Genomic DNA, 24,114 nt, shown 5'->3' with positions numbered 1-24,114 from the left:
TCATTTGGGGGACCGGCATCAAAATCACAGCCCGCCTCAGATCCAGCTCTGGAAGATCATCAGGCGACGATAGGTCTCCATCGAGGTGCCCAGCGACGCCACCGAGATCGGCAGCATCGCCGCGAATCCGAGCGATGCCGCCGCGACGAAGGCCCACAACATCCAGCGTGGCGGTACCCGCTCGCCTTGCGTGAACGCATAAACCAGCGCGAGCGTCGCGATCGTCGCCGACGGCAAGTAGTAATAGATGAAGCCGATGGTGCGCGGCAGCGCCGCCCACGCCATCCACGACCCGACGTAGAACGCCAGAATCAGAAACGCATCGGCGCGGCGCTTCACGATCCAGTCCCTCAGGCAGATGCCGAGCGCGACCAAAGCGGGCCACAGGATCAGCGGATTGCCGAGAAAGACGATCGCCTGAAACCGGTCGTCGGCGAGCTTGTCGAACTGAAACCAGATCGGCCGCATCAACAGCGGCCATGACGGCCACGAACTCATATAGGGATGCGACGGATGCGAGCCGGAGTTCTCGACAAAGATCCGGCGCTGCGCTTCGATGAAATCGCCGATCGACAATCCGTAAAGGGGAATATACGTCACGAAATAGGCAAGCGCGGGAACCAGCAGAAAGCAGACGGCGAAGTGATAATATCTGAACCCGGGCCAGCAGTCCGGTTGATACCAGTCGTCGGCATTGGCGTCCGCGAATGAGGCGCGCCAGCCCTGCATCAGGCGGATGACGGCAACGATCGCGATACATACGCCGAGCGGAAACAGTCCGCTCCATTTGCAGGCCGTCGCCAAACCGAAAGCGAGGCCGGCAAGCGCGAACGCGATCTCCGGTTTCTGTTTCCTGAAGCCATGGATGAACGCCGCGACGCCCATGAGATCGAATGTCAGGGCGTAAATATCCAGCATCGCGATACGCGATTGCACGAACACCATCTGGTTGAGGAATGTCAGCAGCGCGGTCGCGAGCGCCGGTCCCTGCCCAGCAAACATCGCAAGCCCGCAAAGATACATCGCGACGATCGCCAGCGATCCGAACACGACGCTGGGATAGCGCCAGCCGAGCGGCCGATCCCCGAAGGCGCGAATCGACAACGCCATGAACTGCTTTGCCAGTGGCGGATGCATCGGGTTGAGCAACGGACTCGGTACACCCGGTTCAAGCAACTGCTTTGCAGCGGGCACATAGTGCACTTCGTCGAAATTGATTTTGTCGGGCGTGGTTAGTCCGATCATCAAGGCAAGATGCGCGACGACGAAGATCGCGATGGAAATTGCCACAATCTTCCAGACCGGATATTGCGGAACAAACGGCGATTCGATCGCAGCTTCACGGGAATATTCCGTCGCGCGCAGCTCTCTGGATGGAGCAGTACTTTGCGATCGATCGTGTTGAACTTTTTTTCGTCTGGAAGTCACTAATCGACGGGCCGGTAAAGTGGGACGACTTTGTGGTAAAATTACAACATCGCTGGTCCGCACAATCCGGTACGATGACCGACATAGATTGTACGGTGGGAAATGAATTGGCGTAACTACATTTTTGCTGTGTTGGGAATCTGCCTCGTGGCGGGTGTCGATTCATTTCCGGTTCAAGCTCAGACCCGCGTCGGCGAAGCCGCCGTCGTGAAAAATGAAGTTCTCCGCGTAGCCGCGTCTTCGACCAGCCAGATCAATGTCGGCGACGGATTGCTGCGCGACGAGGTCGTGCGCACCGGCCTCGACAGCGCAACGCGGCTGGTGATGGCCGACAGCACCAACCTGTCGCTCGGTCCGAATGCCACGCTCAAGCTCGACCGCACCGTGTTCGACGACGAGCACCATTATCGCGACGTCGCCGTGCGGCTGACGTCGGGCACCTTCCGATTCGTGACCGGCAATTCGGAGAAGGCCGCCTACAAGATCACGACGCCGCTGGCGACCATCGGCGTCCGCGGCACCATCCTGGATATCCTGTCGCAGCGCAACCAGACCATCGTCAACCTGCAGGAAGGCGCATCCTCGGTCTGCACGGTCACGTTTGATTGCATTCAGCTGACGCTGCCCGGCGACACCGCCGTCATCACCTTCAGCGGCGGCAAGACGACGATCAAGAAGACGAACAATTCGCCGTGGACCTTCGCCAAGACCTGCAGCGCAGCCGCGGGACTTTGCAGCACCACGCAATATGCGGACGCGACGCCCACGGTGGTTCCTCCCGTGGATGACGGCAGCGATCCCACCGGCATGCTGTGCGGGCGCTGACGATGGCACAACTCTCACGAGGCTGGATCGTCTTCGGCACCATGCTGCTCGCAGTGTCGCTGTTTTTTCTGCGTGACGAGTCGGGCATTGCCCACGCGCAATCCTATTCCTGCGGGACATCCACTTCGACATCGACAAACATTAGTTCGGACAGCGTCAATTCGGACTCCTACACAGGGACCGGGTGCACTTCGACGTCGACGTCCAGTTCGACATCCACTTCGACCTCGACTTCAACGCCGACCCCGACGCCAACTCCGACAACCACCGGCGCCGATTCCAGCGGCACTTCGGTCAATGATCTGGCCAAGCAGCGCTTCAACCAGATGATCACCAACCGCGTGCTCGGAACCGTGCTGCTGGGCGTCAACGAGCAGGTCAACTGCAGCGATTGCGTCAGCGCGTTCGGCTCGGCGGGCTCGTTTTCGGCCGGCATTCACGGCCGCAAGAGCCTGACCAACAATCTGTCACTACTGGCGGGCATCGCCTATACCCAGTACAGCGAGGGCGGCTACAGCGTCACCAGTGCGCCGATCGGCGCGTTCGCGCTGCGCTATGATTTCGTCGATTGGGGATCGTCGCGGCCGTTCTTCGAAATCGGCACGATCCTGACGCCCTACGAGAAAGTGCGTTACACGCGCAGTTATGCCACGAGCCTTGGCGCAGTATCGCTCGACAGCCAGACCACCGCCAGTAATTACGCGGTCTACGGCCGCGCCGGCTGGATGAGCCGGCTGTCGCCGCGCGATGAAGTCGCGGCCTCCGTCGAGGTCTGGCAATTGTGGCAACGGGTCAATGGCTACACCGATCCGGCAGGCGCACCGTTAAATCCGTTCGACGCCTCGATCGCGGACGGCACCGACCGTAGCAGCCTCGTCAAGGTCGGCGGACAGTGGACGCATTTGTTCGGCTCGAGCGTCGAAGCCAATATCAACGGCGGCTGGGTACAGTCGTTTGCGACGCGCTCCGGCATCATCGCCACCGTGACCGGCGACGGCACCGTGGTGCCGACCATCGGCAACCAGGGCTGGTTCGAATATGGCGGCCGACTCGGCTTCCGGATCACCAGGGGCTGGGTCGCCGACTTATTCCTGAACGGCACCGCCGGCCCGCAACCTGTCGGCAACACCATTCACGGCGGCGTCGGATTGCGCATCAGCTATTAGCTTCCAATCGATACGCCCGCCCCGCATGCGGGGCGGGCGTGCGCTTCCTGCAGATGTGGATCAGGCGTCAGCGGTTGCGGACTGCGCCTTGGCTGCGGCCTCGACGTCCATCCACATCACTTCCCAGATGTGACCATCCGGATCTTCGAAACTGCGGCCATACATGAAGCCGAAATCCTGGGTCGGCGTCGGATCGGCGCTGCCGCCGGCACCCTTGGCTTTGCTGACGATATCGTCGACCGCATTGCGGCTGTCGGCCGAAATGCAGATCAAGACCTCACACGAGGTCTTGGCATCGGCGATTTTCTTCGACGTAAACTGCCTGAACTTGTCGTGGGTCAGCAGCATGGCGTGGATGGTTTCGGAAAACACCATGCAGGAGGCCGTGTCGTCGCTGAATTGCTCGTTTTTGGCGGCGCCGATCGCCTGGTAGAAGTTGGTGGCGCGGGGAAGATCGCCGACCGGCAGGTTGACGAAGATCATCTTGGTCATCAGGGGCTCCATTTGAGGGGTTCCGCCCGAGGACGAGCGGGCCGGCAATGATCCGACAAGGCGAGCAATTATTTTTTATTGGAGCGTCATTCCGGGATGGTCCGAAGGACCAGACGCATCGCCCCGGAATGACACCGTCCCCTTACGTCGCGATCGGGGTCGGCATCGTCAAAAATGCCAGCGTCACGTGCCAGAACAGCTGCCGGTTGATCGCCAGCGCCACCGAATGGGCGGTGCCGGGGAGGATGATGAACTGGCGGTCGCCGTTCGGCAGCTTGTTATAGAACTCCTCGAGATCGGCGACGGTGGCGATGCCGTCATACTCGCCGCGGACCAGCAGCACCGGCGCCAGCACTTTCTCCGGGTGCACCACCGGCAAGTTCGCCGTCATGTCGAGATAGGTGCCGGTCGGAATCTGGTCGCCGAACTGCATCTCGACATCGGCCAGCACCTCGATCGCGGCGGGATCGGACGTGCCGGGCTTGTCGCGGGTCGCGATCGAGCGAATCATGTCGCGGTCGCGCTTGCGCATGTTGTGCGAGCGATAATAAGCGAGCTGCTCGGCGCGCTTGGTCAGGGTCGGCGACCCCTCGCCCTTGTAGGTGAAAGCGGCAAACACCAGACGGTCGACCCGCTCGGGCGCCAGCATCGCGAAGGCGCCGGCGCGCAGCGCGCCCGAGGACTCGCCGACGAAATGCACTTTCTGCTGGCCGGTCTCGCGGGCAATGAGTTCGACCGCGACCTTCAAGTCTTCGGCGCCGCTGGCGATATCAGCGTTGCCCGAGGTGCGGCCGGACTTGCCGTAATTCTCGTGATCCATGGTCCAGACGTCGAAGCCGTACCGGGCGAATTCGTTCATCACGGAATATTCGCCCTTGCCGGGCACGCTGAGATCGAACACCCGCGAGGTCACCGACGAGCCGTGGACAAAGAACGCCACCGGCCTTGCCGGCTCGCCGGCCTTCGGCGCGCCGATCCGCTTGCGGAACATCCACAGCGGAATGTCGCCCTTCTTGGTCCAGTACTCGCTGCTCCAGATCTCGCCACGCTCCGCAGCGACTGCCGTCGCGGCCGCTGCCGGCATCGCAGCGGTCATGCCCGCGGCCACGCCAACACCGAGGCCCTTGATGACTGTGCGTCGCGCCGGCGGTTGTCCGGAATCGGTCATGGTTTCGTCCCTCGCGTGAAGCTTGCTTTGGGCAAAGTCTAACACGGGCCTGATGCTTTGAAACCGGTGTGCGCTGCACCGCGAAAACAACATCGCGCGATGCGTGTTTGTGTAATGACGTCTCGGCTACTTCCCCTTGAACAGCGGCTTGCGCTTTTCGCTGAAGGCCTTGACGCCTTCCTTGAGGTCTTCGCTGGTTCGCACCGGATCGAGCAGCCGGCGCACTTCGGCGACCGTTTCCAGCGGCCCCTTCGGCATCGCCTCGCGCGCCAGCCGCTTCAGGGCCTGAACGACCAGTGGTGCCGCGGCGGCGATTTTGGCGGCCATCTCCTGGGCGAGCACGACATGCTGCCCCTTTGGCGCGACCTTGTTGACGAAGCCGATCTCGTAAGCGCGTTGCGCCGACATCTCTTCGCCGACCAAAAGGAACTCCATCGCGATCTTGTGCGGCATGCGCGCCAGCACCGACGAGACGCCGCCGCCGGTGGTTCCGACCTTGACCTCGGGGTAGCTGAACCGCGTCGTCTCCGACGCCACGCACATGTCGGCCATCTGGACCAACACGAAACCACCGCCGACCACCCAGCCGGACGTCGCGGCAATGACCGGCTTGTCCAGTTCGACACCCAGTCCGGGAACGGCCCGCCACATGTCGGCGGGAAAATCTCTCACGTCGGCGCCGACACAAAAATACGCATCTTCGGCTGATGCCAGCACCGCGACGCGATCGTCGCTGTCCCGAAATCGGCGCCAAGCCTCGCACAGATCTTCGCACAAAGCGGGGTTGAGCGCATTATGCGCGGAGGCGCGATCCATCGTGATGGTAGCGACGTGACCGGCGCTCTCGTAGCGAACGAGCTTCATGGGGTTCCTCCCGTATCACGCATTTTTTGCGTCGTTTTTGTCATTCCGGGATGGTCCGAAGGACCAGACCCGGAATCGCTAGCGCGCGCCCCGGAAGGACGATGTCACTTCTTCTCGGCGGGATCCCGGTGCACGGGATCGACCCACAGCACGGTTTCCGGCTTTTCCACCGGCTCGATATCGAGATTGATCGCCACTGCCTCGCCGTCGCTGCGCACCAGCACGCATTCCAGCACCTCGTCACGGCTGGCGTTGATCTCCTGATGCGGCACATAGGGCGGAACGAAGATGAAATCGCCGGGACCGGCTTCCGCGGTGAACTGCAACTGCTCGCCCCAGCGCATCCGCGCCTTGCCCTTGACGACGAAGATGATGCTTTCGAGGTGGCCGTGATGATGTGCGCCGGTCTTGGCGTCGGGCCGGATGGTGACGGTGCCGGCCCATAATTTCTGCGCGCCGACGCGGGCGAAATTGATCGCGGCCTTGCGGTCCATGCCCGCGGTCGACGGCACGTTGGGATCGAGCTGGTTGCCGGGAATGACGCGAACGCCGTCATGCTTCCAGCGCTCGGAGTCGCCGTGCGAATGATCGTGATCGTGCGGATGATGCGAATGGGTGTGATCGTGAGAACCGGTCATTCTTGTTGCTTTCCGAAAATCTTCCTTGAGTGCCGCAGCGTACCTAAAACCGCGATCGCAAACCAGTCAAATAGCGGAACATTTGGAGCCCTGCGGATCGCAACAAGGGACGTGGATGCCCGGGCACAAGGCCGGGCATGACGTGGAACGATGTCGCTTAACGCCGTTTCGCCATCACATCCGGATTGACGACGTTGGTCGGCGTGCCCGCGGCATACGCGACGATCTGGTCGAAGATATCGGTGAACTGGAGCTCATATTCGTCACGGGTGACGTAGCCGATGTGCGGCGTGCAGATCGCGTTAGGAAGGTTCAGCAAGGGATCGTTGACGTCGCGCAGCGGCTCCTTCTCGTAGACGTCGACCGCCGCCATGCCGGGCCGCCCGGCGCGGAGCGCGTTAACCAGCGCGTTCGGCTCGATCAGCGGCGCGCGGCTGGTATTGACCAGCAGCGCCGAAGGCTTCATCCGCGCGAGGTCCTCGGCCTTGACGATACCGCGCGTGGAGTCGACCAGGCGCATATGCAGCGACAGCACGTCGCATTGCTCGAAGAAATCAGCCTTGCTGGCCGCGGTGGCGTATCCGTCGGCACGCGCCTTTGCCATCGCCGGCTCGCGCGCCCATACCAGCACCTTCATGCCGAACGCCTTGCCGTAGCCGGCGACGACCGCGCCGATACGGCCATAGCCATAGATGCCGAGCGTCTTGCCGCCCAGGCTTTGGCCGACGCCGATCTGCCATTTGCCGGCCTTCATCGCCGCCACCTGCTGCGGGATGGCGCGCATCCCCGCCAGCACCAGCCCCCAGGTGAATTCGGCGGTTGCATAGGACGGCGTGTCGGCGTGCTGGCTTGAGGACACGACGATCCCGAGCCGGGTGCAGGTATCGATATCGATATGGGGATAGACGCTGCGCTGGCTGATCAGCTTCAGTTTCGGCAACCGCTCCAGCAGCGGCGTGCGGATCTGCGTCCGCTCCCGGATCAGCACCAGCGCCTCGGTGTCGTGCAGGCGCTCGGCGAGAACATCGACGTCCTGGACGTGGTCGTTCCAGATTGTGACGTCGTGTCCGGCCAGTTTGCGGAAACAGTCGAGGGTGCGCAGCGTGTCGAAGTAATCGTCGAGGATCGAGACTTTCACGATGCGCTCCCCCGTCAGTTGTCGTTCAGGCGGTTGCTTGCAGGCGGTTACTTCACCGCCAGTAATTCGACATCGAACATCAGCGTCGCATTGGGCGGAATGACGCCGCCGGCGCCGCGCGCGCCATAGCCGAGCGCGGGCGGAATGATCAGCGTGCGCTTGCCGCCGACCTTCATCGAGGCAACGCCTTCGTCCCAGCCGGCGATGACCCGCTTCTGTCCGATTGGAAACTCGAACGGCTCGTTGCGGTCGACGGAACTGTCGAATTTCTTGCCCTTCTGGCCGTTTTCATAGAGCCAGCCGGTGTAATGCATGACGCAGGTCTGGCCGGGTTTCGGCGAAGCGCCGGTGCCGACCGTGCTGTCGATGATCTGCAAACCTGAAGCTGTGGTCATGGGTTTTCCTGCGGTCTGGGCCGATGCCATCCTGGAGGCAACGGGCGTGGCAACCGCAGCCGCCACGGCGGCGAACGCGGTCTGAATGATGGTGCGTCGGGAAGATCGCATCTGTGAAAAATACCTTTCGTCGGTAGGGCGGAACGTGTCTAGCGCAACGAAACCGGCGTTGCTACCCCACCCCGGCAACAGGCAACCGGCCGCATCATGCGACCGTCCTGGCCTCGACGCTTTAACAGAAGCGACGAAGTGTTGTTCCGGGGTGTGCGGATGACGACGGGCTCAATAGCCCAGCGCGCAACCGTCCTTGCGGGGATCCGAGCCGCCGGTCAGCGTGCCCTTGTCCCAGTCGATCCAGATCGCCTGGCCACCGCCGAGCGGACCGACCACGCTGGTGGTCTTGTGCCCGATCTTCTTCAGGCCCTCGACGATCGCAGCCGGCACGCTGTCCTCGAGCTGGAAGACGCCCTCGTAATGCAGGCCACGCGGCATATCGATGGCTTCCTGCACGTCGCAGCCATAGTCGAGCATGTTGGTCAGCACATGGGTCTGGCCGACCGGCTGATACTGGCCGCCCATCACGCCGAACGGCATCACCGCGCGGCCACCTTTGGTCGCGAGACTCGGAATGATCGTGTGCAGCGGCCGCTTGCGCGGGGCGATGCAATTGGGGTGGCCGGGCTGAATCCGGAAGCCGCCGGCGCGATTTTGCAGCAGCACGCCGGTCTTGTTGGAAACGATCGCCGACCCGAAGGAATGCGCGATCGAGTTGATGAACGAACAGACATTGCGGTCCTTGTCGACCACGGTAATGTAGATCGTGGACGGGTTCATCGGCGGTGCGACGTTCGGCAAATCGAGCAGCTTGTCCATGCTGATCTTGCTGATGTACTCCTCGGCGAATTCCTTGGCCAGGATGCCGGCGACGTCGACATGAACCTGGGCGGGGTCGCCGATATATTGTTCGCGCATCATATAGGCGATGCGCGCGGCTTCGGCCTCGAGATGGAAGCGCTCGACGCTGAGTGCGGGGAATTTGGTCAGGTCGAAGCGGGACAGAATGTTGAGCATCACCAGCATGGTGATACCCGGACCATTCGGCGGGCACTGCCAGACGTCGTGGCCTTTGTAGATGGTGCCGATCGGCGACGTGGTCTCGGTGGTATGGCTGGCGAAATCCTCCAGCGTGTGCAGACCGCCGATGCCGCGCAGGGTCTCGACCATGTCCTCGGCGATGGCGCCGGTATAGAACGCATCGCGGCCGTCCTTGGCGATCGCGCGCAGCGTCTTGCCCAGTTCAGGCTGGTGGATCACGTCGCCGGCGACCGCCGGCTTGCCGTGCGGCAGCAGGTAGCGCTCGGTGTTGGTGCCGTTCTTGAGCTTCTCGAACTGGTTCTTCCAGTCGAATGCGATACGGGGCGCGACGACGTACCCCTCTTCCGCGGCCTTGATCGCCGGCTGCAGCAGGCTGTCGAGCCCCATCTTGCCGTGATCGCGCAGGATGGTCGCCCAGGCATCGACGGAGCCGGGAATGCTGACGGCATGCGCCGAGGTCAGCGGCACCGAGTTGATCTTGCGCTCCAGATACCATTCGACCGTGGCCGCGGCAGGCGCGCGGCCGGAGCCGTTATAGGCCACGATCTTGCCCTCGCCTTTCGGCTGGATCAGCGCGAAACAATCGCCGCCGATGCCGGTCGATTGCGGCTCGATCACCGCGAGCAGCGCCGACGCTGCGACGGCCGCGTCGGCGGCCGTGCCGCCCGCGCGCATCACGTCGACCGCCACCAGTGCCGCCGCCGGATGCGACGTCGCCACCATCGCGTTCTGGGCATGGACCGTCGAGCGGCCGGCGAAATGGAAATTCCTCATCGCTAGTCTTTCTTTATGAGCGTATTTTTGGGCGCCCCGCCGGCATTAGGCAGGCTGATCGAGGGTTTCTTGGCATATTCATCCCGGGCAGGGCAATGGCTGGCATGCCAGGGAATACCTGCACAAAATGCACGGAATACACCTGACTTTGCGGGGTTTCCCCACCCCTGCCCGCCTGATAAACGGTCGCCATGCCCTTTAAAGTCGCCGCCTTCTATCAATTCGCCGCGCTGCCGGATTTCCGGGAGTTGCGCGAGCCGCTGCGCGCGATCTGCGTAGGCCTCGGGCTGAAAGGCAGCGTGCTGCTGGCGCAGGAGGGAATCAACGGCACGGTGGCTGGTCCCGCCGAGGGCATCGACGCACTGGTAGCCGAACTGCAGCGCGGCGCGCTGTTCGGTGGCCGGCTCGACAATCTCGAACTGAAATTCTCGGAGAGTTCCGCGATGCCGTTTCAGCGGATGAAGGTCCGGCTGAAGAAAGAGATCGTCACGCTCGGCGCCGCCGTTGATCCGACGCGGCAGGTCGGCACCTATGTCGACCCCGCCGACTGGAATGCGCTGATTGCCGCGCCCGATACGCTGGTCATCGATACCCGCAATGAATTCGAGGTAGCGATGGGCACGTTCGAGGGCGCGGTCGATCCGGGAATAAAGAGTTTTGGCCAGTTCAAGGAATTTGCCGCACAGAAGCTCGATCCGATAAAGCATCGCAAGATCGCCATGTTCTGCACCGGCGGAATCCGCTGCGAGAAGGCCAGCGCCTATCTGCTGACGCAGGGATTCAACGAAGTCTATCACCTCAAGGGCGGCATCCTACGCTACCTAGAAGGCGTACCCCAGGCGCAAAGCCGCTGGCGCGGCGAATGCTTCGTGTTCGATGAACGAGTCGCACTCGGCCACGGCCTGCGCGAGCACAACATGAACGATGGCGACCATGAGTGACGGCAACGCGCTGAACGAACGCATCGACGCCCTGGAAATGCGGCTGACCTATCAGGACGAGGCCATCGAAACCCTGAACCAGGCGATCACGAAGCAATGGCTTGAGATCGACAGGCTGACGCGCCAGCTTTCCGAAATGAAAGAGCGCCTGCAGGAGGCCGAACGCCATGCGCCAGGCCCGGCGAACGAGCCGCCGCCGCACTACTAGACGCAGGAAAAACAGAAAGTACAAACGGAAACGACAGACAGAAACGGCCTCCGCAAGGAGGCCGCTTCGTCCGTTCAATGGGGACCGAGATCAGCGCTCGCGCTCGATGATGACCTTGCGGTCACGATCGTAATCGCGGTCGCGATCGTGGCCTCGACGGATTACTACGGCATCGTCGCGATCGCGATACTCGCGCTCACGGATCACTTCACGGTCGCGATAGCGGTCGCCGTGACCGGTGCCGACGGTAACGCCGACGCCCGCCGGGCCAACACCGACGCCTACTTCTTCCGCACCCGCCGGCATCGCAACGGAAATCGTGGCCAACGCGACGGCCGCCACTGCAAGACGCTTGATCATCGCATGCTCCTGTTTGAATGAATTGCTGCTGATGCAATTCGCGGAAATGTGATTTGTTCCGGCGCCCGGCGCGCGGTTACCGGAATGCCGCGCGCAATTTTTCCCAAAGCGACTCGTCTTCAACGCGACGGTCGGGAACGCGACGGTCGGGCTTCGATGGCGCCGGTTGCACGGCGCTCACCGGGTCTGACGCCGGAAAGCTGTCCATCAATCCGGTCTCCAGCTTTGCGTGGGTGTCCCGGTCGGCCGCACGTGCGGCAACGGGATCGGCCGCGTACTTGTCATGCGGCGCGGGATTGAATTTCTCAGCCATGTCGTCAGTCCTCCATGACCGTATTAACGCCCCGTATTCCCCGTGGTTCCACATCTCTCCTTGGCCAGACCGGAACCGGCGTGTATCAGAGGCCCTAAATATCGGCAGCTCCCGCAGGAACGTTTCCTTGACCCAGAAATCCGCCGTGAAACCCTTTATCGATGTGCTGTCCGGCCACCGCCAACCGGTGCCGCCGGTCTGGATGATGCGGCAAGCCGGGCGCTATTTGCCGGAGTATCGCGAGCTGCGCGCCAAGGCGGGCGGTTTTCTCGATCTGTGCTTCACGCCGGAATATGCCGCCGAAGTCACGCTGCAGCCGATCCGGCGTTTCAACTTCGATGCCGCGATCATCTTTTCCGACATTCTGGTGATCCCCTACGCACTCGGCCGGTCCGTGCGCTTCGAAGCCGGCGAAGGCCCGCGGCTCGATCCCTTGGATACGCCGGAGAAAGTGGCGACGCTGGCGCGCCACGCCGACTTCGGCAAACTCGAGCCGGTCTATGAAGCGCTGCGCCGCGTCCGCTGCGAGCTTGATCCGCGCATCGCGCTGATCGGCTTCTGCGGCGCGCCGTGGACGGTCGCGACCTACATGGTCGCCGGGCAAGGCACGCCGGATCAGGGCCCGGCGCGCATGATGGCCTACCGGCATCCCGAGGCGTTCGCCGACATCATCGACGTGCTGGTGGAGAATTCGATTACGTACCTGCTCAGCCAGCTCAAGGCTGGCGCCGACGTGCTGCAGATCTTCGACACCTGGGCCGGCGTGCTGCCGCCGCGCGAATTCCAGCGCTGGTCGATCGAACCGACCAAACGCATCGTCGCCGGGGTGCGCGCGCAGGTGCCGGATGCAAAGATCATCGGCTTTCCGCGCGGCGCCGGCGCGCAGCTTCCGGCCTATGTCGAAGCAACCGGCGTCAATGCCGTGAGCATCGACTGGGCCGCCGAACCGTCCCTGATCCGCGAGCGTGTGCAGAGCCGGGTCGCCGTGCAAGGCAATCTCGATCCGCTGGTCCTGATTGCGGGCGGCGCCGCGCTCGATCGCGCGGTGGACGACGTGCTGGCGAATTACGCCAAGGGTCGGCTGATTTTCAATCTCGGCCACGGCATTCAGCCGGAAACCCCGATCGCGCATGTCGAGCAGATGCTGAAGCGCGTGCGGGACTACAAAGGCTGAACCAACCACCGGCCGTCATACCCGCGAAAGCGGGTATCCAGTAATCACCGGCTTGCGCTTGAGCCCAGATGTCACGGCGTACTGGATCATCCGCTTTCGCGGATGATGACATCGGTATTTGCTGCTTCGTCGCGGTTACCGCGCATCCTCCAAAATCATATCCGACGCTTTTTCCGCAATCATGATCGTCGGCGCGTTGGTGTTGCCCGACATCAAATCCGGCATGATCGAGGCATCGACGACACGCAAGCCTTCGATACCGCGCACCTTGAGACGCTGGTCGACGACCGCGAGCGGATCGTTGCCCATCCGGCAGGTCGAGGTAGGATGATAGACCGTGCTGCCGGTGCGGCGGCAGAAGTCGAGCAACTCGTCGTCGCTCGCGACCTTCGGCCCCGGATCGACCTCGCCGACCGCGTAGGGCTTTAACGCAGGCGCCGCCAGAATCTTGCGCAGGATCCGGATGCCATCGATGAAGGCCCGGCGATCGGTTTCGGTGGCGAGGTAGTTGATGCGGATTTCCGGCGGCACCGAAGCATCCGCGCTCCTGATGCGCAGCGAACCGCGGCTCTCCGGACGAAGCTGACAGACGGAAGCGGTGAAACCAGACTGCGCATGCAGTTTCTCGCCCATCTTGTCTGTCGAGAACGGCAGGAAGTGAATCTGGATATCAGGGCTCGCCAATCTGGGATTGGTCTTGAAGAACGCGCCCGACGTGCCGGCGGCGATCGTTAGCGGACCCTTGCGGAACGCCGCATATTGCGCGCCGGCCAACATCTTGCGGATGGGATTGTTGACGATGTCGTTGAGCGTCACGGACTGCGCGCAGCGCGTCACCAGCCGCACCTGCAGGTGATCCTGCAGATCGTTGCCGACGCCGGGCGCATCGAGCACGATCTCGATGCCGTGGCTCTTCAGCAGGTCCGCAGGTCCGACGCCTGAGAGCTGCAGTAACTGCGGCGAATTATACGCGCCGCTGGAAACCAGGATTTCCTTGCGGGCCTTGGCCGTGCGCACGCGACCTTCCTGCTTGTACTCGACCGCTTTGGCGCGGCGTCCTTCGAACAGGATGCGCTGCGCCAGCGCCGAGGTCTCGACGTGCAGGTTACTGCGGTTTTTTGCAGGCCGCAGATAGGAGAATGCGGTCGAGGCGCGCCGGCCGCGCCGTGTCGTGGTCTGGAAGAAGCCCGCGCCCTCCTGGGTCGCGCCGTTGAAATCGGGATTGGTCGGAATGCCGGTCTCGGCGGCGGCGACCACGAAGGCTTCCGACAATGGATCGGCGTGCCGCCAGTCGGAGACGGGCAGCGGTCCCCCCGCGCCGTGATATTTGCTCTCGCCGCGCTGCTGGTTCTCGGCCTTCTTGAAGTAGGGCAGCACGTCGTCATAGCCCCAGCCGGCATTGCCGCGCTGACGCCAGCGGTCATAGTCCTCATGCTGCCCGCGCACGTAAAGCAGGCCGTTGATCGAACTCGAACCGCCCAGCACCTTGCCGCGCGGCTGAAACACCTGGCGACCGTTCAACCCCGGTTCGGGCTCGGTCTGGTACATCCAGTTGACGCTCTTCTCCTTGAACAGCTTGCCGTAGCCGAGCGGTACGTGGATCCAGAGATTGGTGTCCTTGGGTCCGGCTTCCAGCAGCAACACCGAGTGCTTTCCGTCGGCACTCAGTCGATTGGCGAGCACGCAACCGGCCGAACCGGCACCGACAACGACGTAATCGAATTCGGAAGCATCGTTATTATTGTTATTCATTTGTTTCCTCCGCGCGCGGCAAATGAGAGGTAGCGGGGGTGTCAGAGGCGGTCAAGCGGCCTTCAACGCAGCCGAAGCGCCTCGATCAGCGACTTAAAAGCGCGGCTGTACTCGCTGCCGGCCTTGAGAACATCGGACCGGCCGGCACAGGCGACGGCCGCTTCCGTCACGGCACCGAGCAGCAGACGCGCCAACGGCTCGATCGGCTGCCGCGCGATCAGTCCGCCCTCCATCGCCGCCGCGAGCGCACGCGGAAACTTCCCGCCGAAATGCTGCGCGTCGATTTCACGCCAGCGTTCCCAACCCAGCACCGCTGGCCCGTCGCGCAGGATGATCTGGCAGGTCGGCCCTTTCGCGCAGGCGGCAAAATAATGCTGCGTACCTGCGACCATCGCCACCAGCACATCCTTTTCCGTTCGCACCGCGCGATCGATTTCCGCGACGAGATCGCGCGAGACCACATCGAACACCGCAGCGAATACCGCCTCCTTGGTGGCGAAGTGATGATAGACGGCGCCCTTCGCCACCTGCGCGGCCTCCGCGATATCGTCGATGGTGGTGGCGGCAAAGCCGCGTTCGCCGAACAGGCGGCGTCCCGCCTTCAGGATCGCTTCCGTTGTCGCCGCGCGCCGTTCAGCCTGTTTCGCCATCGGCCTTGTCTAGTCGAAATTCGCCGCAGCGGCCAGTTGACTTTCAGACCTTCGGTCGGTATTTACCGACCTGCAGTCGGTTTATATCCAGCACGAGGACACGCCATGCCGAACCGTCAAACCGTCGAAGCCTTTGTCGCGCTGGTGGAAGCCGGCGACTACGTCGGTGCGATCGAGCATTTCTACGCGCCTGACGCTTCGACGCGGGAGAACACCGGCGAGCCCGTGGTCGGCCGCGACGTCCTGATGGCCAAGGAGCGCGGTGTCATGGCCAGTTTCCGGAAGATCGAGGCCTCGCGGATCGGCCCCGTCCTGATCGACGGCGACACCGTGACGGCGCGCTGGAAATTCACCTTCACCGGCGCTGACGGTTCGTCGCGCTCGCTGGAAGAAATCGCCTGGCAGACTTGGCGCGGCGACAAGCTGGTCGAGGAACGTTTCTTCTACGATCCGCGTCAAATGGCACAGTGAGCCAGGTCCAAAAAATCGATTTTCGATTGACGACACCGGAATAGCCCGCCAATCTGCCCGGTAATGAGCAGTATCGGGACCACCTTTTTCGTGATCGGTGGAAAACTCGGCGATCCCTTGCGCAGGCAGCTCGCCGTGCGCGCCCATGACGAAGGCCACTGGATCGGCAATCATACCTTTACGCATACCGTGCCGCTCGGGCAGCAGCGCGATGCAGCGACGGCGCAAAACGAGATTGGCCGGACACAGGCAGCGATCGGCGACCTCGCTCATCCCAATCGCTGGTTCCGCCCGTTCGGCGGCGGCGGCAACCTCGACGACCGGTTACTGAAGCCGTCCGTCGTCGATTACCTCACAAGCCACAAACATAGCTGCGTGCTCTGGAACGCTATCCCGCGCGACTGGGACGATCCGGATGGCTGGGTCGAACGTGCGCTGGAGCAATGCCGGTCACAATCGTGGAGCCTTATGGTGCTGCACGACCTGCCGACCGGCGCGATGAACCGTCTCGAACGCTTTATCCACCGCGCCACCGAAGCCGGCGCGCGCTTCCATCAGGATTTTCCACCCGCTTGCGTTCCGATCCGTTCGGGCGAGATCGTGCTGCCCACCCACGCCTATGTTTCCAACGTCGAAGAGAGTGTCACACCATGAAGATTGCAAGTTTCAAGGCGGGTACCATCGCAACCTGGGGCCTCGTCACCGACGCCGGCATCATCGACGCCGGCAAGCGGCTGAAGGCCTATCCGACGCTGAAAGCGTTGCTGGCGAAGGGCTCGCTTAGCGAATTGAACGCGCTCAAGGGCGAGCGGGCGGACCATGCGCTGGCCGAAGTCGAGCTGCTGCCGACTGTGCCCGACCCGGACAAGATTTTTTGCATCGGTGTCAACTACGCCACCCATCTGGCCGAAAGCGGCCACCCTACCCCGCCGCATCCGATGATCTTCACGCGCTTTGCCAACAGCCAGGTCGGTAACGGGCAGCCGATGATCCGGCCGCTGGAATCCGAGCGCTTCGATTATGAGGGCGAAATGGCCGTCATCATCGGCAAGGCCGGCCGCCGCATTTCCCGCGAGCAGGCACTCGCGCATGTCGCGGGTTACGCCTGCTACAACGACGGCAGCATCCGCGACTGGCAGCGCCACACCTCGCAGTTCGCGCCCGGCAAGAATTTCGTCGGCACCGGCGGCTTCGGGCCGTGGATGGTGACATCAGACGAAATTCCTGACATCTCCAAGCAAACCATCGCGACCCGCCTCAACGGCGTCGAGGTGCAGGCAGCCCCCATCTCCGACCTCGTCTTCGACGTCCCTGCCCTGATCGCCTATTGCTCGACCTTCACCGAACTCGTCCCCGGCGACGTCATCGTGACCGGCACCACCGGCGGCGTCGGCGCCTACCGCACGCCGCCGCTCTGGATGAAGGAGGGCGACGTGGTCGAGGTCGAGGTTTCCGGCATCGGCGTGTTGCGCAATCCCGTCAAGAACGAGGCTGTCGCAGCGGCGACGCGTGCGGCTTGAGGCTTTTCCTTTTTGACGCGTTTTCCTGACGTGAACCGGTATCCACTTCGCTTGCTATGTGCAAATCACCAATAAGAGCAAGGAAGCGATCATGAACCTGCCAAAGCACCTGTTGCCGACCACGGTAGTCGGCAGCTATCCGCAACCGGAATGGCTGGTCGACCGCGCGATGCTGTCCAAGGTAGTTCCGCGCACCCGCATGCATGCGATGTGGCGGCTGCCGGCGGAGCATCTGGAGGAGGCGCAGAACGACGCCACCATCGTCGCGATCCGCGACATGGAGCGCGCCGGCATCGATGTTGTCACCGACGGCGAAATCCGCCGCGAAAGCTATTCCAACCGCTTCGCCACCGCGCTTGACGGCATCGATGCCGACAATCCCGCCATCATCACCGCCCGCAACGGCACGCAGACCCCGGTGCCGCGCGTGGTCGGCCCGGTGAAGCGCAGCCATCCGGTCGAACTGCCGGACATGGAATTCCTGCGCAAGAATACCGACCGCGCCGCCAAGATCACTTTGCCCGGCCCTTTCACGATGAGCCAGCAGGCCAAGAACGAGTTCTACAAGGACGACGAGGAGCTGGCGATGGCGTTTGCCGCCGCCGTCAATGCCGAGGCGCTCGACCTGCAGAAAGCCGGCGCCGACGTGATCCAGCTCGACGAGCCCTGGGTGCGCAACAATCCGGACTTGGCGCGGCGCTATGCGGTCAAGGCGATCAACCGCGCCTTACAGGGCATCACGGTGCCGACGGTGGTTCATCTGTGCTTTGGCTATGCCGCCGTCGTGCCGGGCTCGACCAAGCCGGCCGGCTATTCGTTCCTCGCTGAACTCGCCGACACCCATGCCGAACAGATCTCGATCGAGGCGGCGCAGCCGAAACTCGATCTCGGGGTACTGAAGGATCTGTCGTCGAAGAAGATCATGCTCGGCGTGCTTGACCTCGGCAATCCCGAAATCGAGACGGCTGACGTCGTGGCCGACCGCATCCGCAACGGCCTCAAGCACGTCGCGGCCGATCGCCTTGTCGTCGCGCCCGACTGCGGCATGAAGTACATGCCGCGCCATGTCGCCTTCGGAAAGCTGAAGGCGATGTGCGACGCGGCGGCGACGGTACGCAAGGAGATCAGCTAAAGCGGCCTGCCCTGCAGCCAAGCCGCGCCCCGCGCGTACAACGCCTCAACTTCCGGTCCCTTCAGGCCGGGCATGTCGCGCTTCACCGTGTAGCCGATGCGGGTCTGCAAATACGCAAGATGCCGGTAGCCCGGCGGAAACTGTTCGAGCAACGCCCCGTCGAGAACGGGCGCTGCTCCGGGGGTGACGGGATCCATGCGGTCCTTTTCATAGATCGGCTGCCGCAGCACGATGCCCCAGCGCCCCTGCCGCTTTTCGAGAAAATCGTAGAACCGCCCGGTGCAGAGCACGTCGCACAGCACGCCCTCGACCTCGGCGCGCTGCGAGATCGTCATCTTGGTCTGGGAAATCGCACGGTCTCCGGCGAGGTCTACCGCGATGCCGCCGAGAAAATGCAGGATGTTGACGCCCTTGGCCCAGGCCTGCTTGCTGATCTCGATGAATTCTTCGCCGGTCCCCTGCGTCCAGGTCGCCATCATGTGCCCGTCGGGATGCCACACCGTGCGGAAGCGCTCCCACTCTCCGGCGTCGCGCCAGATCGCCCAGTTCTGCAGCAAGGCCCGGATCAGGCGGTCGTCTTCGATCTCGGTCGCGCTTTCGGGCATGCGGGCGTTCCTTCCGAATATGTTCCCGTTATCAGCGAGACATATCCACACCTGGCGATGGCTGCCAAGACATGAGGGATTGGAGATGAGCGGGCGCGCTTACGCGCTCAAAGCAGCTTGGCGCGGACGAACAGCGCGCGCAACGCGTTGGTCGCCTGCACCGTCAGCATCGCATTGCCGGCGGCGCGCTGCAGGGCGCCGACGGCATCGGCGTGCAGCGCGCGGAATTCGATCCATTCGATGCTGCTGAGATTGGTGATGAAGCGATAGGCCTGGCCGACGGTACCGATCGACACCGTCTGGCCGTTGAGATTGATCTTGAAAATCGCCCGCAGCGGCGTGTCGGAATCCGCGGCTTCGCCCGCGATCGCCGTCATGACGGAGACGTCGAACGCCGCGAAGCGGTGAGACCCTCGCGAAGACTCGGCACCACGACAAGACGCGTGATCTCGCCGTTACGATATGCCGTCAGGAACTTGTCGTAGTCCCTGATCGAAACGCAGCCGTTGGAATCGCCGTTGGGGCCGAGCATGTAGCTGTGCACCAGCAAGCCGGAGCGGCCGAGCGCATCACTTTCGCCCACGGGCGTCATGCGGAGCGCCGCGACGCCGTGAAACAACCGCTCCCGCGGCTTCAGATCATAGACGGCCGGCGGCGTCGCCCCGACCATGCGCTCGTTCACATGGGAGGGATCGTCCATCAGGCTGCCGAGGCCGGAATGCGCCTCGAGTTTTGCGCCGCCCGGCAAGTACACCGCGCGCGCCGAAATGTCGTAAACGGCGGTGAGGTTATCGTAGCCAAGCGCGCCAAGATCAGGCTTCGCGGCAAACAATCCGTCGCCGGGCGTCAGCGACGCTAAGGTGAAACGCATCGGCACGAGATCGGCCAGTTTCTGGAACGCGGTACGGCTATCCGACGGCGCCGGAGGTGGCGGATCGCTTCTCACCTGAAGATTGGCCTCGACCGGCCGGGACCGCGGCAACGGCACCGCCGCCTCGGCCGTGGATGCGGGCGGATTGGACGCGCCGCCGCCGTCGCGCAACTTCCCGATCAACAGGCTTTCGATGTGGGCGAACTCGGCGTCGAAATCGGCGCGCAGCGACCGGGCGAGCGGCCGCGAGGGATAGCTGATCACGGACGCATTGCGGGCCGCGCTTGAGCCGAACCGGTCATCGAACGAGATCGAGTCGCCTGCGGACGCGTTCGCGCCAGCGACGAACGCGTTCGCGCCGGCGACATTGGCCGATGCCGGCTTGTGGATCCAGTCGGCGAGGTCGAAATCGGTGATCCAGGCGGCCAGTCCCGACGCCATTACCAGCGCGGCGAAGGCGAATGCCGCCTTGGCGAACAATGGGGCGCCGCGGCTCGACGCACGCCCGGCATGTCTCGTCGTGAAGCTATCCATCCGTCCCCGGCTCGGCGCTCCGAAATCACCCCTGATTCCGTAAGGGATTCACCGAATAAGTGCCAGTATAATGCAAACCAAAACAAGGCATAATCGAGACAGGCGATTACCGCCATCACCCCCGGCCAAATCCACGGCTCCAGGCCATGTCATGGTAAACGGGCCCGCCGGGGCCGGCGGCATGAAATACCTGCCACAATTCAGGGGCGGAGAACAGGATTCGTATTCGGAGCGGGCGCCTGCTCCATTTCGGCATGTTCCGGCAGCTTTTCCGCGTGCACGGCCAGCGCCTCGCCGATCCAGATCGGATCGGCAAGATGGTCCCGCCGCGGGTTGGTGGTGTTCGGATGAACCAGAACGCTCAGCCTGCCATGGTTGAGCATCAGCCAGGGAACCAGTTCGGGAAATATCTCCCTGGCGAAGGCCACCTGATACATGGCCCGATCGTGCGGGCCTACCTTGACCTCGTGCCAGCGTCCGAGCGTGACCGAAAAGCGCTCGCCTATCCAGGCGCGCAATTGCTCGGCCTCGGCCCGCGTCGTCGCCGGATCGTAGTAGATGTGGGCGTGATAGCTCGCGATCTCGTCCGTCGATCGCGGACCCGCTTCCGGTGCACCGCTCATCTTATCAACTCCACGCCATCGCCGTCTCGATTGCCGGCCGCGATGATCGCTTCAACCTGGGGCGTGGTCAATGCACGCGTCCGTCAGCGCCCGCCTACTTCACGAATCGGCCTGGAGCCGTCCCAATCGATAGCGGCCTGCCTGATCCGCTCGAAGAACGCTCCCTTGGTGCCGCTGATATCGGATATTTCGATCACGGTGCCGGGATGGGATTGCGTATCGAAATAGGCGAAGCGGCCCTGCTCGCCGCCGATCTGGCCTTCGTGCCCGACCTTGTAACCGAGCGAGAGCGCACGGTCGTAGAGCGACTGGTAATCCTTCGACCAATACGACATGTGCTGCAGCCCTTCGCGGCCGGAGTCGAGAAACTCCTTGTACATCGACGGCGCATCGTTCCGTTGCTGGATCAACTCGATCTGCAGATCGCCGGAATTGGCAAGGGCGATGCTCATCTCGACGTCGGAGTCTTTTCCGCGATGACGGAAATAGTCGGTCTTGACCCGATCCATGTAGTACCAGGGCCCGACCCCCATCACGTTGATCCAGTGATCCATGGCAGCGCGGATGTCGCGGACCACATAACCGTTCTGGGCGACCGCACCGAAAACACGACTCATGTTAGCTCCTTTGCCGGCAGCATCCGCCCCGGGGCGCACGCCAGTTCCGTCCCGATGTTATTTGCCGCTGGTGGAATTCGAAGCGGATTGCCGCTGCGGAGGACACCTGCAGGTATTCGAACCGAGGCTATATTGTTTCTGGAAACGTTTTCAATATCTTGGATATATTTTACTCAAGCATTTGATAAAACAACATTTATATGCCTAAATCGATATGAGATTTGACCTGGAAGCGCGATGGCACGAACCCAGCCGAACACACGCCCGACAATCCGCGACGTCGCCGCACAGGCCGGCGTATCGGTCAGCAGTGTCAGCCGGGTATTGAACGGCGGCCCGCACACCAGCCCGGAGTTGCATGGCAAGATCATGCGCGTAGTCAATCGGCTGGGATTCGAGCCCCATCCGGCGGCGCAAGCTCTGCGCTCCCGCGCGACCAACACCATCGGCTGCATGGTGTCGGACATCTCGAACCCGCTCTACAGCGAGATGGTCAACGCGGCGGAGGAGGAGCTGCAGCGCGCCGGCCACGTGCTGATGCTCGGTGCTACGCGACACGCGGAAGCTCGCGAAACGGCGTTCATATCCGCTGTTCGCCGGCGGCGGATGGATGGACTGTTGCTGTTTGCCGGCGACAACACCCACAAGGATTTCACGGCCGCGCTTGCAACGCTCGACCTGCCTTGCGTCGGGATCGATCGCGAGGTCCCTGGAGCCCCGTCGGTGCGCGCGGATCATCGCGGCGGCGGCCTTGAGGTGACGCGCCATCTGATTGCACTCGGCCATCGCCGCATCGCGTTGCTGACCGGGCCCGCCTCGCTGCTACCAAGTACGGAGCGGCTCGCCGGCTATCGGCAGGCACATATCGACGCGGGACTCGAAATCGATCTCGATCTGGTCCGGCCGCAGGTGCACGGATCGGGTATCGCCTTCAGCGACGTCTGCCAGTTGCTGCAGAGCCCCGCCCCGCCGACCGCAATCATCACACTTGGAACGCATATGCTCGCGAGCGTCCTCGACGCCCTTGCCAGCAACGGCGTTCGGTATCCGGACGACATCTCGCTGGTATGCGTCGGTGACACCGATCTCGCCCGCCACGCGACGCCGGCGATCAGCTCACTGACATGGGATTTGAGCGAAATCGGACGGATCGCGGCAAAAATCCTGCTGGACCGGATGCGCGACGGCGACGAGGCCCAGAACGCCATGCCAGACACGCGGCCGATCTATCTGCCGACCAGATTCATCCTTCGGCACTCCTGCGCCGAACCGCGAGGCCGCCCGAAGTGATCCGATAAGAAGCCCGCCTAATAAAAACAACACGGGAAATCCCAGGGAGAGAAAATGAAATTCCGCACGATGATGCTGTCGCTGCTGGCACTGGCACTGGCAACGATACCGGCATGCGCCGAGGATTCGGCCGACTATCCCTCCCGGAAAATCCGGATGCTGCTGCCGTTCGCGGCCGGCGGCGGCGGCGACGTCATCGGCCGGCTGCTGGCTGACAAGATGGGCAAGCGCCTCGGGCAAACCATCTTCATCGAAAACCGCACCGGCGCCGCGGGCACCATCGGCACCCAGCAGGCCGCGACTTCGCCGGCGGATGGCTACACCATCACGATCGGCGGCATGACCACCCACGTGCTCGCGCCGGCCTCCTATGCCAGCCTCCCCTACGACGCGATCAAGGATTTTGCGACCATCGGGCGCATCGGAACATCATCGATCCTTCTCGTGGCAACTAACGACTTCGCCGCCAACGACCTTCGCAGCTTGACCGCGATGTCGAAGAAGGGCGATCCGATCCTGTACGGGAGCTGGGGCGTGGGCTCGACCGGACATTTCTGCGGCGAAATACTTTCCCAGAAAGCGGGCGTCCGCCTCGAGCATGTTCCGTTCAGTGGCGCAGCCAAGCTCGCTAACGACCTGTTGGGCGGCCACATCAAGCTCGGAATGCTCGATATGGCGACGGCAACGCCGTTCGTGAAGGACGGCAAGCTGAAGGCGCTAGCCGTGTGCGGTGGCCGATCGCCAAGCCTGCCGCAGGTCGGCAGCTACAAGGACCAGGGCGTTGATTTCGAGCGGAGCCTGTCCTGGGTGATGTACGCGCCCGCAGGCATTCCCGACGTCGTCGCGCGAAAACTATCGGCCGCGCTGAAGGAGGCGGTCGATGATCCCGAGATCGTCGAAAAACTGCTCGCGCTTGGCGTCACCGCCGACTTCGTTCCGGGCGATCAGCAGTGCGACATCAACGCACGCGACATCGAGGCCTGGAAGAAGGTCGCGGTCGAAGCCAAAATCGAAATCAAGTAGAGGCCTCACGCCATGACGTCGTCATCTTCACCGGCTCCTGCCGTCAT

Annotated in this window: 28 protein-coding genes; 11 read left to right on the top strand and 17 right to left on the bottom strand. The window is 62.9% G+C overall.

The features are described from left to right. Positions 1-36: 36 nt before the first annotated feature. The gene (locus tag FFI89_RS07605; RefSeq protein WP_138836172.1) at positions 37-1,245 is read right to left on the bottom strand and encodes a phospholipid carrier-dependent glycosyltransferase; all 1,209 of its coding nucleotides are present in this window, start codon (positions 1,243-1,245) and stop codon (positions 37-39) included. A 390-nt stretch (positions 1,246-1,635) separates the two neighbouring features. Here FFI89_RS07605 and FFI89_RS07600 point away from each other — a divergent pair, with 390 nt between their 5' ends. Both FFI89_RS07600 and FFI89_RS07595 read left to right on the top strand, forming a co-directional pair. After that, positions 1,636-2,253, top strand: coding sequence for a FecR domain-containing protein (locus tag FFI89_RS07600; protein ID WP_246669389.1), 618 nt, complete (start codon positions 1,636-1,638; stop codon positions 2,251-2,253). A 2-nt stretch (positions 2,254-2,255) separates the two neighbouring features. Next, positions 2,256-3,419: a hypothetical protein gene (locus FFI89_RS07595; RefSeq protein WP_371722475.1), complete on the top strand. Its 1,164-nt coding sequence runs from the start codon at positions 2,256-2,258 to the stop codon at positions 3,417-3,419. 60 nt (positions 3,420-3,479) lie between these two features. On the opposite strand, the gene FFI89_RS07590 is transcribed toward FFI89_RS07595, so the two are convergent. The 7 genes from FFI89_RS07590 to ggt form a co-directional block, all read right to left on the bottom strand. Next, positions 3,480-3,911, bottom strand: a complete 432-nt coding sequence (locus FFI89_RS07590; RefSeq protein ID WP_138834327.1) for a VOC family protein — start codon at positions 3,909-3,911, stop codon at positions 3,480-3,482. 142 nt (positions 3,912-4,053) lie between these two features. Next, positions 4,054-5,079: an alpha/beta hydrolase gene (locus tag FFI89_RS07585; RefSeq protein WP_138834326.1), complete on the bottom strand. Its 1,026-nt coding sequence runs from the start codon at positions 5,077-5,079 to the stop codon at positions 4,054-4,056. Positions 5,080-5,205: 126 nt separating this feature from the next. Beyond that, entirely contained in the window at positions 5,206-5,943 is a 738-nt protein-coding gene (locus FFI89_RS07580) for an enoyl-CoA hydratase/isomerase family protein (RefSeq protein ID WP_138834325.1), read from the bottom strand. Positions 5,944-6,047: 104 nt separating this feature from the next. Then, on the bottom strand, positions 6,048-6,581 hold the full coding sequence (locus tag FFI89_RS07575) for a cupin domain-containing protein (protein WP_138834324.1): 534 nt from the start codon (positions 6,579-6,581) through the stop codon (positions 6,048-6,050). A 157-nt stretch (positions 6,582-6,738) separates the two neighbouring features. Then, complete coding sequence (locus FFI89_RS07570) at positions 6,739-7,719, bottom strand: D-2-hydroxyacid dehydrogenase family protein (RefSeq protein ID WP_138834323.1); 981 nt, start codon at positions 7,717-7,719, stop codon at positions 6,739-6,741. A 47-nt stretch (positions 7,720-7,766) separates the two neighbouring features. Continuing rightward, positions 7,767-8,225: an FKBP-type peptidyl-prolyl cis-trans isomerase gene (locus tag FFI89_RS07565; protein WP_138834322.1), complete on the bottom strand. Its 459-nt coding sequence runs from the start codon at positions 8,223-8,225 to the stop codon at positions 7,767-7,769. Between the two features lie 171 nt (positions 8,226-8,396). Then, positions 8,397-9,983, bottom strand: a complete 1,587-nt coding sequence (gene ggt / locus FFI89_RS07560) for a gamma-glutamyltransferase (RefSeq protein WP_138834321.1) — start codon at positions 9,981-9,983, stop codon at positions 8,397-8,399. A gap of 191 nt (positions 9,984-10,174) precedes the next feature. Here ggt and FFI89_RS07555 point away from each other — a divergent pair, with 191 nt between their 5' ends. Together FFI89_RS07555 and FFI89_RS07550 are read left to right on the top strand one after the other, a co-directional pair. Continuing rightward, complete coding sequence (locus FFI89_RS07555) at positions 10,175-10,924, top strand: rhodanese-related sulfurtransferase (RefSeq protein WP_138834320.1); 750 nt, start codon at positions 10,175-10,177, stop codon at positions 10,922-10,924. Beyond that, the gene (locus FFI89_RS07550) at positions 10,917-11,132 is read left to right on the top strand and encodes a SlyX family protein (protein ID WP_138834318.1); all 216 of its coding nucleotides are present in this window, start codon (positions 10,917-10,919) and stop codon (positions 11,130-11,132) included. The genes FFI89_RS07555 and FFI89_RS07550 overlap by 8 nt, the downstream gene beginning before the upstream one ends. A 90-nt stretch (positions 11,133-11,222) precedes the next feature. Here the strand turns inward: FFI89_RS07550 and FFI89_RS07545 are convergent, their stop codons facing one another. Next, entirely contained in the window at positions 11,223-11,492 is a 270-nt protein-coding gene (locus tag FFI89_RS07545) for a hypothetical protein (RefSeq protein WP_210249084.1), read from the bottom strand. A gap of 76 nt (positions 11,493-11,568) precedes the next feature. Then, complete coding sequence (locus FFI89_RS07540) at positions 11,569-11,805, bottom strand: hypothetical protein (RefSeq protein ID WP_138834315.1); 237 nt, start codon at positions 11,803-11,805, stop codon at positions 11,569-11,571. A 127-nt stretch (positions 11,806-11,932) separates the two neighbouring features. Here FFI89_RS07540 and hemE point away from each other — a divergent pair, with 127 nt between their 5' ends. Then, a complete protein-coding gene (hemE, locus tag FFI89_RS07535) occupies positions 11,933-12,979 on the top strand; it encodes a uroporphyrinogen decarboxylase (RefSeq protein WP_246669388.1) in 1,047 nt (348 codons plus the stop codon). A 135-nt stretch (positions 12,980-13,114) separates the two neighbouring features. On the opposite strand, the gene FFI89_RS07530 is transcribed toward hemE, so the two are convergent. Next, a complete protein-coding gene (locus FFI89_RS07530; RefSeq protein ID WP_138834312.1) occupies positions 13,115-14,731 on the bottom strand; it encodes a GMC family oxidoreductase in 1,617 nt (538 codons plus the stop codon). A 62-nt stretch (positions 14,732-14,793) separates the two neighbouring features. Then, the gene (locus FFI89_RS07525) at positions 14,794-15,381 is read right to left on the bottom strand and encodes a TetR/AcrR family transcriptional regulator (protein WP_138834310.1); all 588 of its coding nucleotides are present in this window, start codon (positions 15,379-15,381) and stop codon (positions 14,794-14,796) included. 105 nt (positions 15,382-15,486) lie between these two features. Between FFI89_RS07525 and FFI89_RS07520 the strand changes: the two genes are divergently transcribed. From FFI89_RS07520 to FFI89_RS07505, 4 genes are all read left to right on the top strand, one after another. Beyond that, entirely contained in the window at positions 15,487-15,852 is a 366-nt protein-coding gene (locus tag FFI89_RS07520; protein WP_138834308.1) for a nuclear transport factor 2 family protein, read from the top strand. 90 nt (positions 15,853-15,942) lie between these two features. Next, entirely contained in the window at positions 15,943-16,506 is a 564-nt protein-coding gene (locus FFI89_RS07515; RefSeq protein WP_246669387.1) for a polysaccharide deacetylase family protein, read from the top strand. Continuing rightward, positions 16,503-17,372, top strand: a complete 870-nt coding sequence (locus FFI89_RS07510) for a fumarylacetoacetate hydrolase family protein (RefSeq protein WP_138834303.1) — start codon at positions 16,503-16,505, stop codon at positions 17,370-17,372. The genes FFI89_RS07515 and FFI89_RS07510 overlap by 4 nt, the downstream gene beginning before the upstream one ends. 91 nt (positions 17,373-17,463) lie before the next feature. Further along, positions 17,464-18,504 carry a uroporphyrinogen decarboxylase family protein gene (locus FFI89_RS07505; RefSeq protein WP_210249083.1) on the top strand — a complete coding sequence of 347 codons (1,041 nt, stop codon included), beginning with the start codon at positions 17,464-17,466 and terminating at the stop codon, positions 18,502-18,504. On the opposite strand, the gene FFI89_RS07500 is transcribed toward FFI89_RS07505, so the two are convergent. The 5 genes from FFI89_RS07500 to FFI89_RS07480 form a co-directional block, all read right to left on the bottom strand. Further along, positions 18,501-19,109, bottom strand: a complete 609-nt coding sequence (locus FFI89_RS07500) for a nuclear transport factor 2 family protein (protein ID WP_138834302.1) — start codon at positions 19,107-19,109, stop codon at positions 18,501-18,503. The genes FFI89_RS07505 and FFI89_RS07500 overlap by 4 nt on opposite strands. A gap of 107 nt (positions 19,110-19,216) precedes the next feature. Further along, complete coding sequence (locus FFI89_RS07495; RefSeq protein WP_138834300.1) at positions 19,217-19,486, bottom strand: hypothetical protein; 270 nt, start codon at positions 19,484-19,486, stop codon at positions 19,217-19,219. Further along, positions 19,483-20,514, bottom strand: coding sequence for a DUF2778 domain-containing protein (locus FFI89_RS07490; RefSeq protein WP_138834298.1), 1,032 nt, complete (start codon positions 20,512-20,514; stop codon positions 19,483-19,485). Before FFI89_RS07490 ends, FFI89_RS07495 begins: the two co-directional genes overlap by 4 nt. A 200-nt stretch (positions 20,515-20,714) precedes the next feature. After that, positions 20,715-21,137 (bottom strand): DOPA 4,5-dioxygenase family protein, encoded by a 423-nt coding sequence (locus FFI89_RS07485; RefSeq protein WP_138834297.1) that lies wholly within the window; start codon positions 21,135-21,137, stop codon positions 20,715-20,717. Positions 21,138-21,220: 83 nt separating this feature from the next. Then, positions 21,221-21,754: a VOC family protein gene (locus FFI89_RS07480; protein WP_138834295.1), complete on the bottom strand. Its 534-nt coding sequence runs from the start codon at positions 21,752-21,754 to the stop codon at positions 21,221-21,223. Between the two features lie 237 nt (positions 21,755-21,991). On the opposite strand from FFI89_RS07480, the gene FFI89_RS07475 reads away from it, so the two are divergent. Then, entirely contained in the window at positions 21,992-23,044 is a 1,053-nt protein-coding gene (locus tag FFI89_RS07475; RefSeq protein ID WP_138834292.1) for a LacI family DNA-binding transcriptional regulator, read from the top strand. Between the two features lie 54 nt (positions 23,045-23,098). Continuing rightward, entirely contained in the window at positions 23,099-24,067 is a 969-nt protein-coding gene (locus FFI89_RS07470) for a tripartite tricarboxylate transporter substrate binding protein (protein ID WP_138834291.1), read from the top strand. Positions 24,068-24,114 lie beyond the last annotated feature (47 nt).

It is taken from the genome of Bradyrhizobium sp. KBS0727, from assembly GCF_005937885.2.
Taxonomy (GTDB): Bacteria; Pseudomonadota; Alphaproteobacteria; order Rhizobiales; family Xanthobacteraceae; genus Bradyrhizobium.
Note: the sequence above shows the minus strand (reverse complement) of the source record. Positions and strands in the feature narration are given on the sequence as shown.

Coding starts and splice junctions, on each gene's coding strand:
- FFI89_RS07480 (WP_138834295.1), bottom strand. CDS start 21,754: ATGAGTCGTGTTTTCGGTGCGGTCGCCCAGAACGGTTATGTGGTCCGC.
- FFI89_RS07475 (WP_138834292.1), top strand. CDS start 21,992: ATGGCACGAACCCAGCCGAACACACGCCCGACAATCCGCGACGTCGCC.
- FFI89_RS07575 (WP_138834324.1), bottom strand. CDS start 6,581: ATGACCGGTTCTCACGATCACACCCATTCGCATCATCCGCACGATCAC.
- FFI89_RS07540 (WP_138834315.1), bottom strand. CDS start 11,805: ATGGCTGAGAAATTCAATCCCGCGCCGCATGACAAGTACGCGGCCGAT.
- FFI89_RS07500 (WP_138834302.1), bottom strand. CDS start 19,109: ATGCCCGAAAGCGCGACCGAGATCGAAGACGACCGCCTGATCCGGGCC.
- FFI89_RS07550 (WP_138834318.1), top strand. CDS start 10,917: ATGAGTGACGGCAACGCGCTGAACGAACGCATCGACGCCCTGGAAATG.
- FFI89_RS07565 (WP_138834322.1), bottom strand. CDS start 8,225: ATGCGATCTTCCCGACGCACCATCATTCAGACCGCGTTCGCCGCCGTG.
- FFI89_RS07545 (WP_210249084.1), bottom strand. CDS start 11,492: ATGATCAAGCGTCTTGCAGTGGCGGCCGTCGCGTTGGCCACGATTTCC.
- FFI89_RS07490 (WP_138834298.1), bottom strand. CDS start 20,514: ATGGATAGCTTCACGACGAGACATGCCGGGCGTGCGTCGAGCCGCGGC.
- FFI89_RS07530 (WP_138834312.1), bottom strand. CDS start 14,731: ATGAATAACAATAATAACGATGCTTCCGAATTCGATTACGTCGTTGTC.
- FFI89_RS07585 (WP_138834326.1), bottom strand. CDS start 5,079: ATGACCGATTCCGGACAACCGCCGGCGCGACGCACAGTCATCAAGGGC.
- FFI89_RS07495 (WP_138834300.1), bottom strand. CDS start 19,486: ATGACGGCGATCGCGGGCGAAGCCGCGGATTCCGACACGCCGCTGCGG.
- ggt (WP_138834321.1), bottom strand. CDS start 9,983: ATGAGGAATTTCCATTTCGCCGGCCGCTCGACGGTCCATGCCCAGAAC.
- FFI89_RS07485 (WP_138834297.1), bottom strand. CDS start 21,137: ATGAGCGGTGCACCGGAAGCGGGTCCGCGATCGACGGACGAGATCGCG.
- FFI89_RS07595 (WP_371722475.1), top strand. CDS start 2,256: ATGGCACAACTCTCACGAGGCTGGATCGTCTTCGGCACCATGCTGCTC.
- FFI89_RS07580 (WP_138834325.1), bottom strand. CDS start 5,943: ATGAAGCTCGTTCGCTACGAGAGCGCCGGTCACGTCGCTACCATCACG.
- FFI89_RS07470 (WP_138834291.1), top strand. CDS start 23,099: ATGAAATTCCGCACGATGATGCTGTCGCTGCTGGCACTGGCACTGGCA.
- FFI89_RS07590 (WP_138834327.1), bottom strand. CDS start 3,911: ATGACCAAGATGATCTTCGTCAACCTGCCGGTCGGCGATCTTCCCCGC.
- FFI89_RS07520 (WP_138834308.1), top strand. CDS start 15,487: ATGCCGAACCGTCAAACCGTCGAAGCCTTTGTCGCGCTGGTGGAAGCC.
- FFI89_RS07505 (WP_210249083.1), top strand. CDS start 17,464: ATGAACCTGCCAAAGCACCTGTTGCCGACCACGGTAGTCGGCAGCTAT.
- FFI89_RS07555 (WP_138834320.1), top strand. CDS start 10,175: ATGCCCTTTAAAGTCGCCGCCTTCTATCAATTCGCCGCGCTGCCGGAT.
- FFI89_RS07605 (WP_138836172.1), bottom strand. CDS start 1,245: ATGATCGGACTAACCACGCCCGACAAAATCAATTTCGACGAAGTGCAC.
- FFI89_RS07525 (WP_138834310.1), bottom strand. CDS start 15,381: ATGGCGAAACAGGCTGAACGGCGCGCGGCGACAACGGAAGCGATCCTG.
- FFI89_RS07510 (WP_138834303.1), top strand. CDS start 16,503: ATGAAGATTGCAAGTTTCAAGGCGGGTACCATCGCAACCTGGGGCCTC.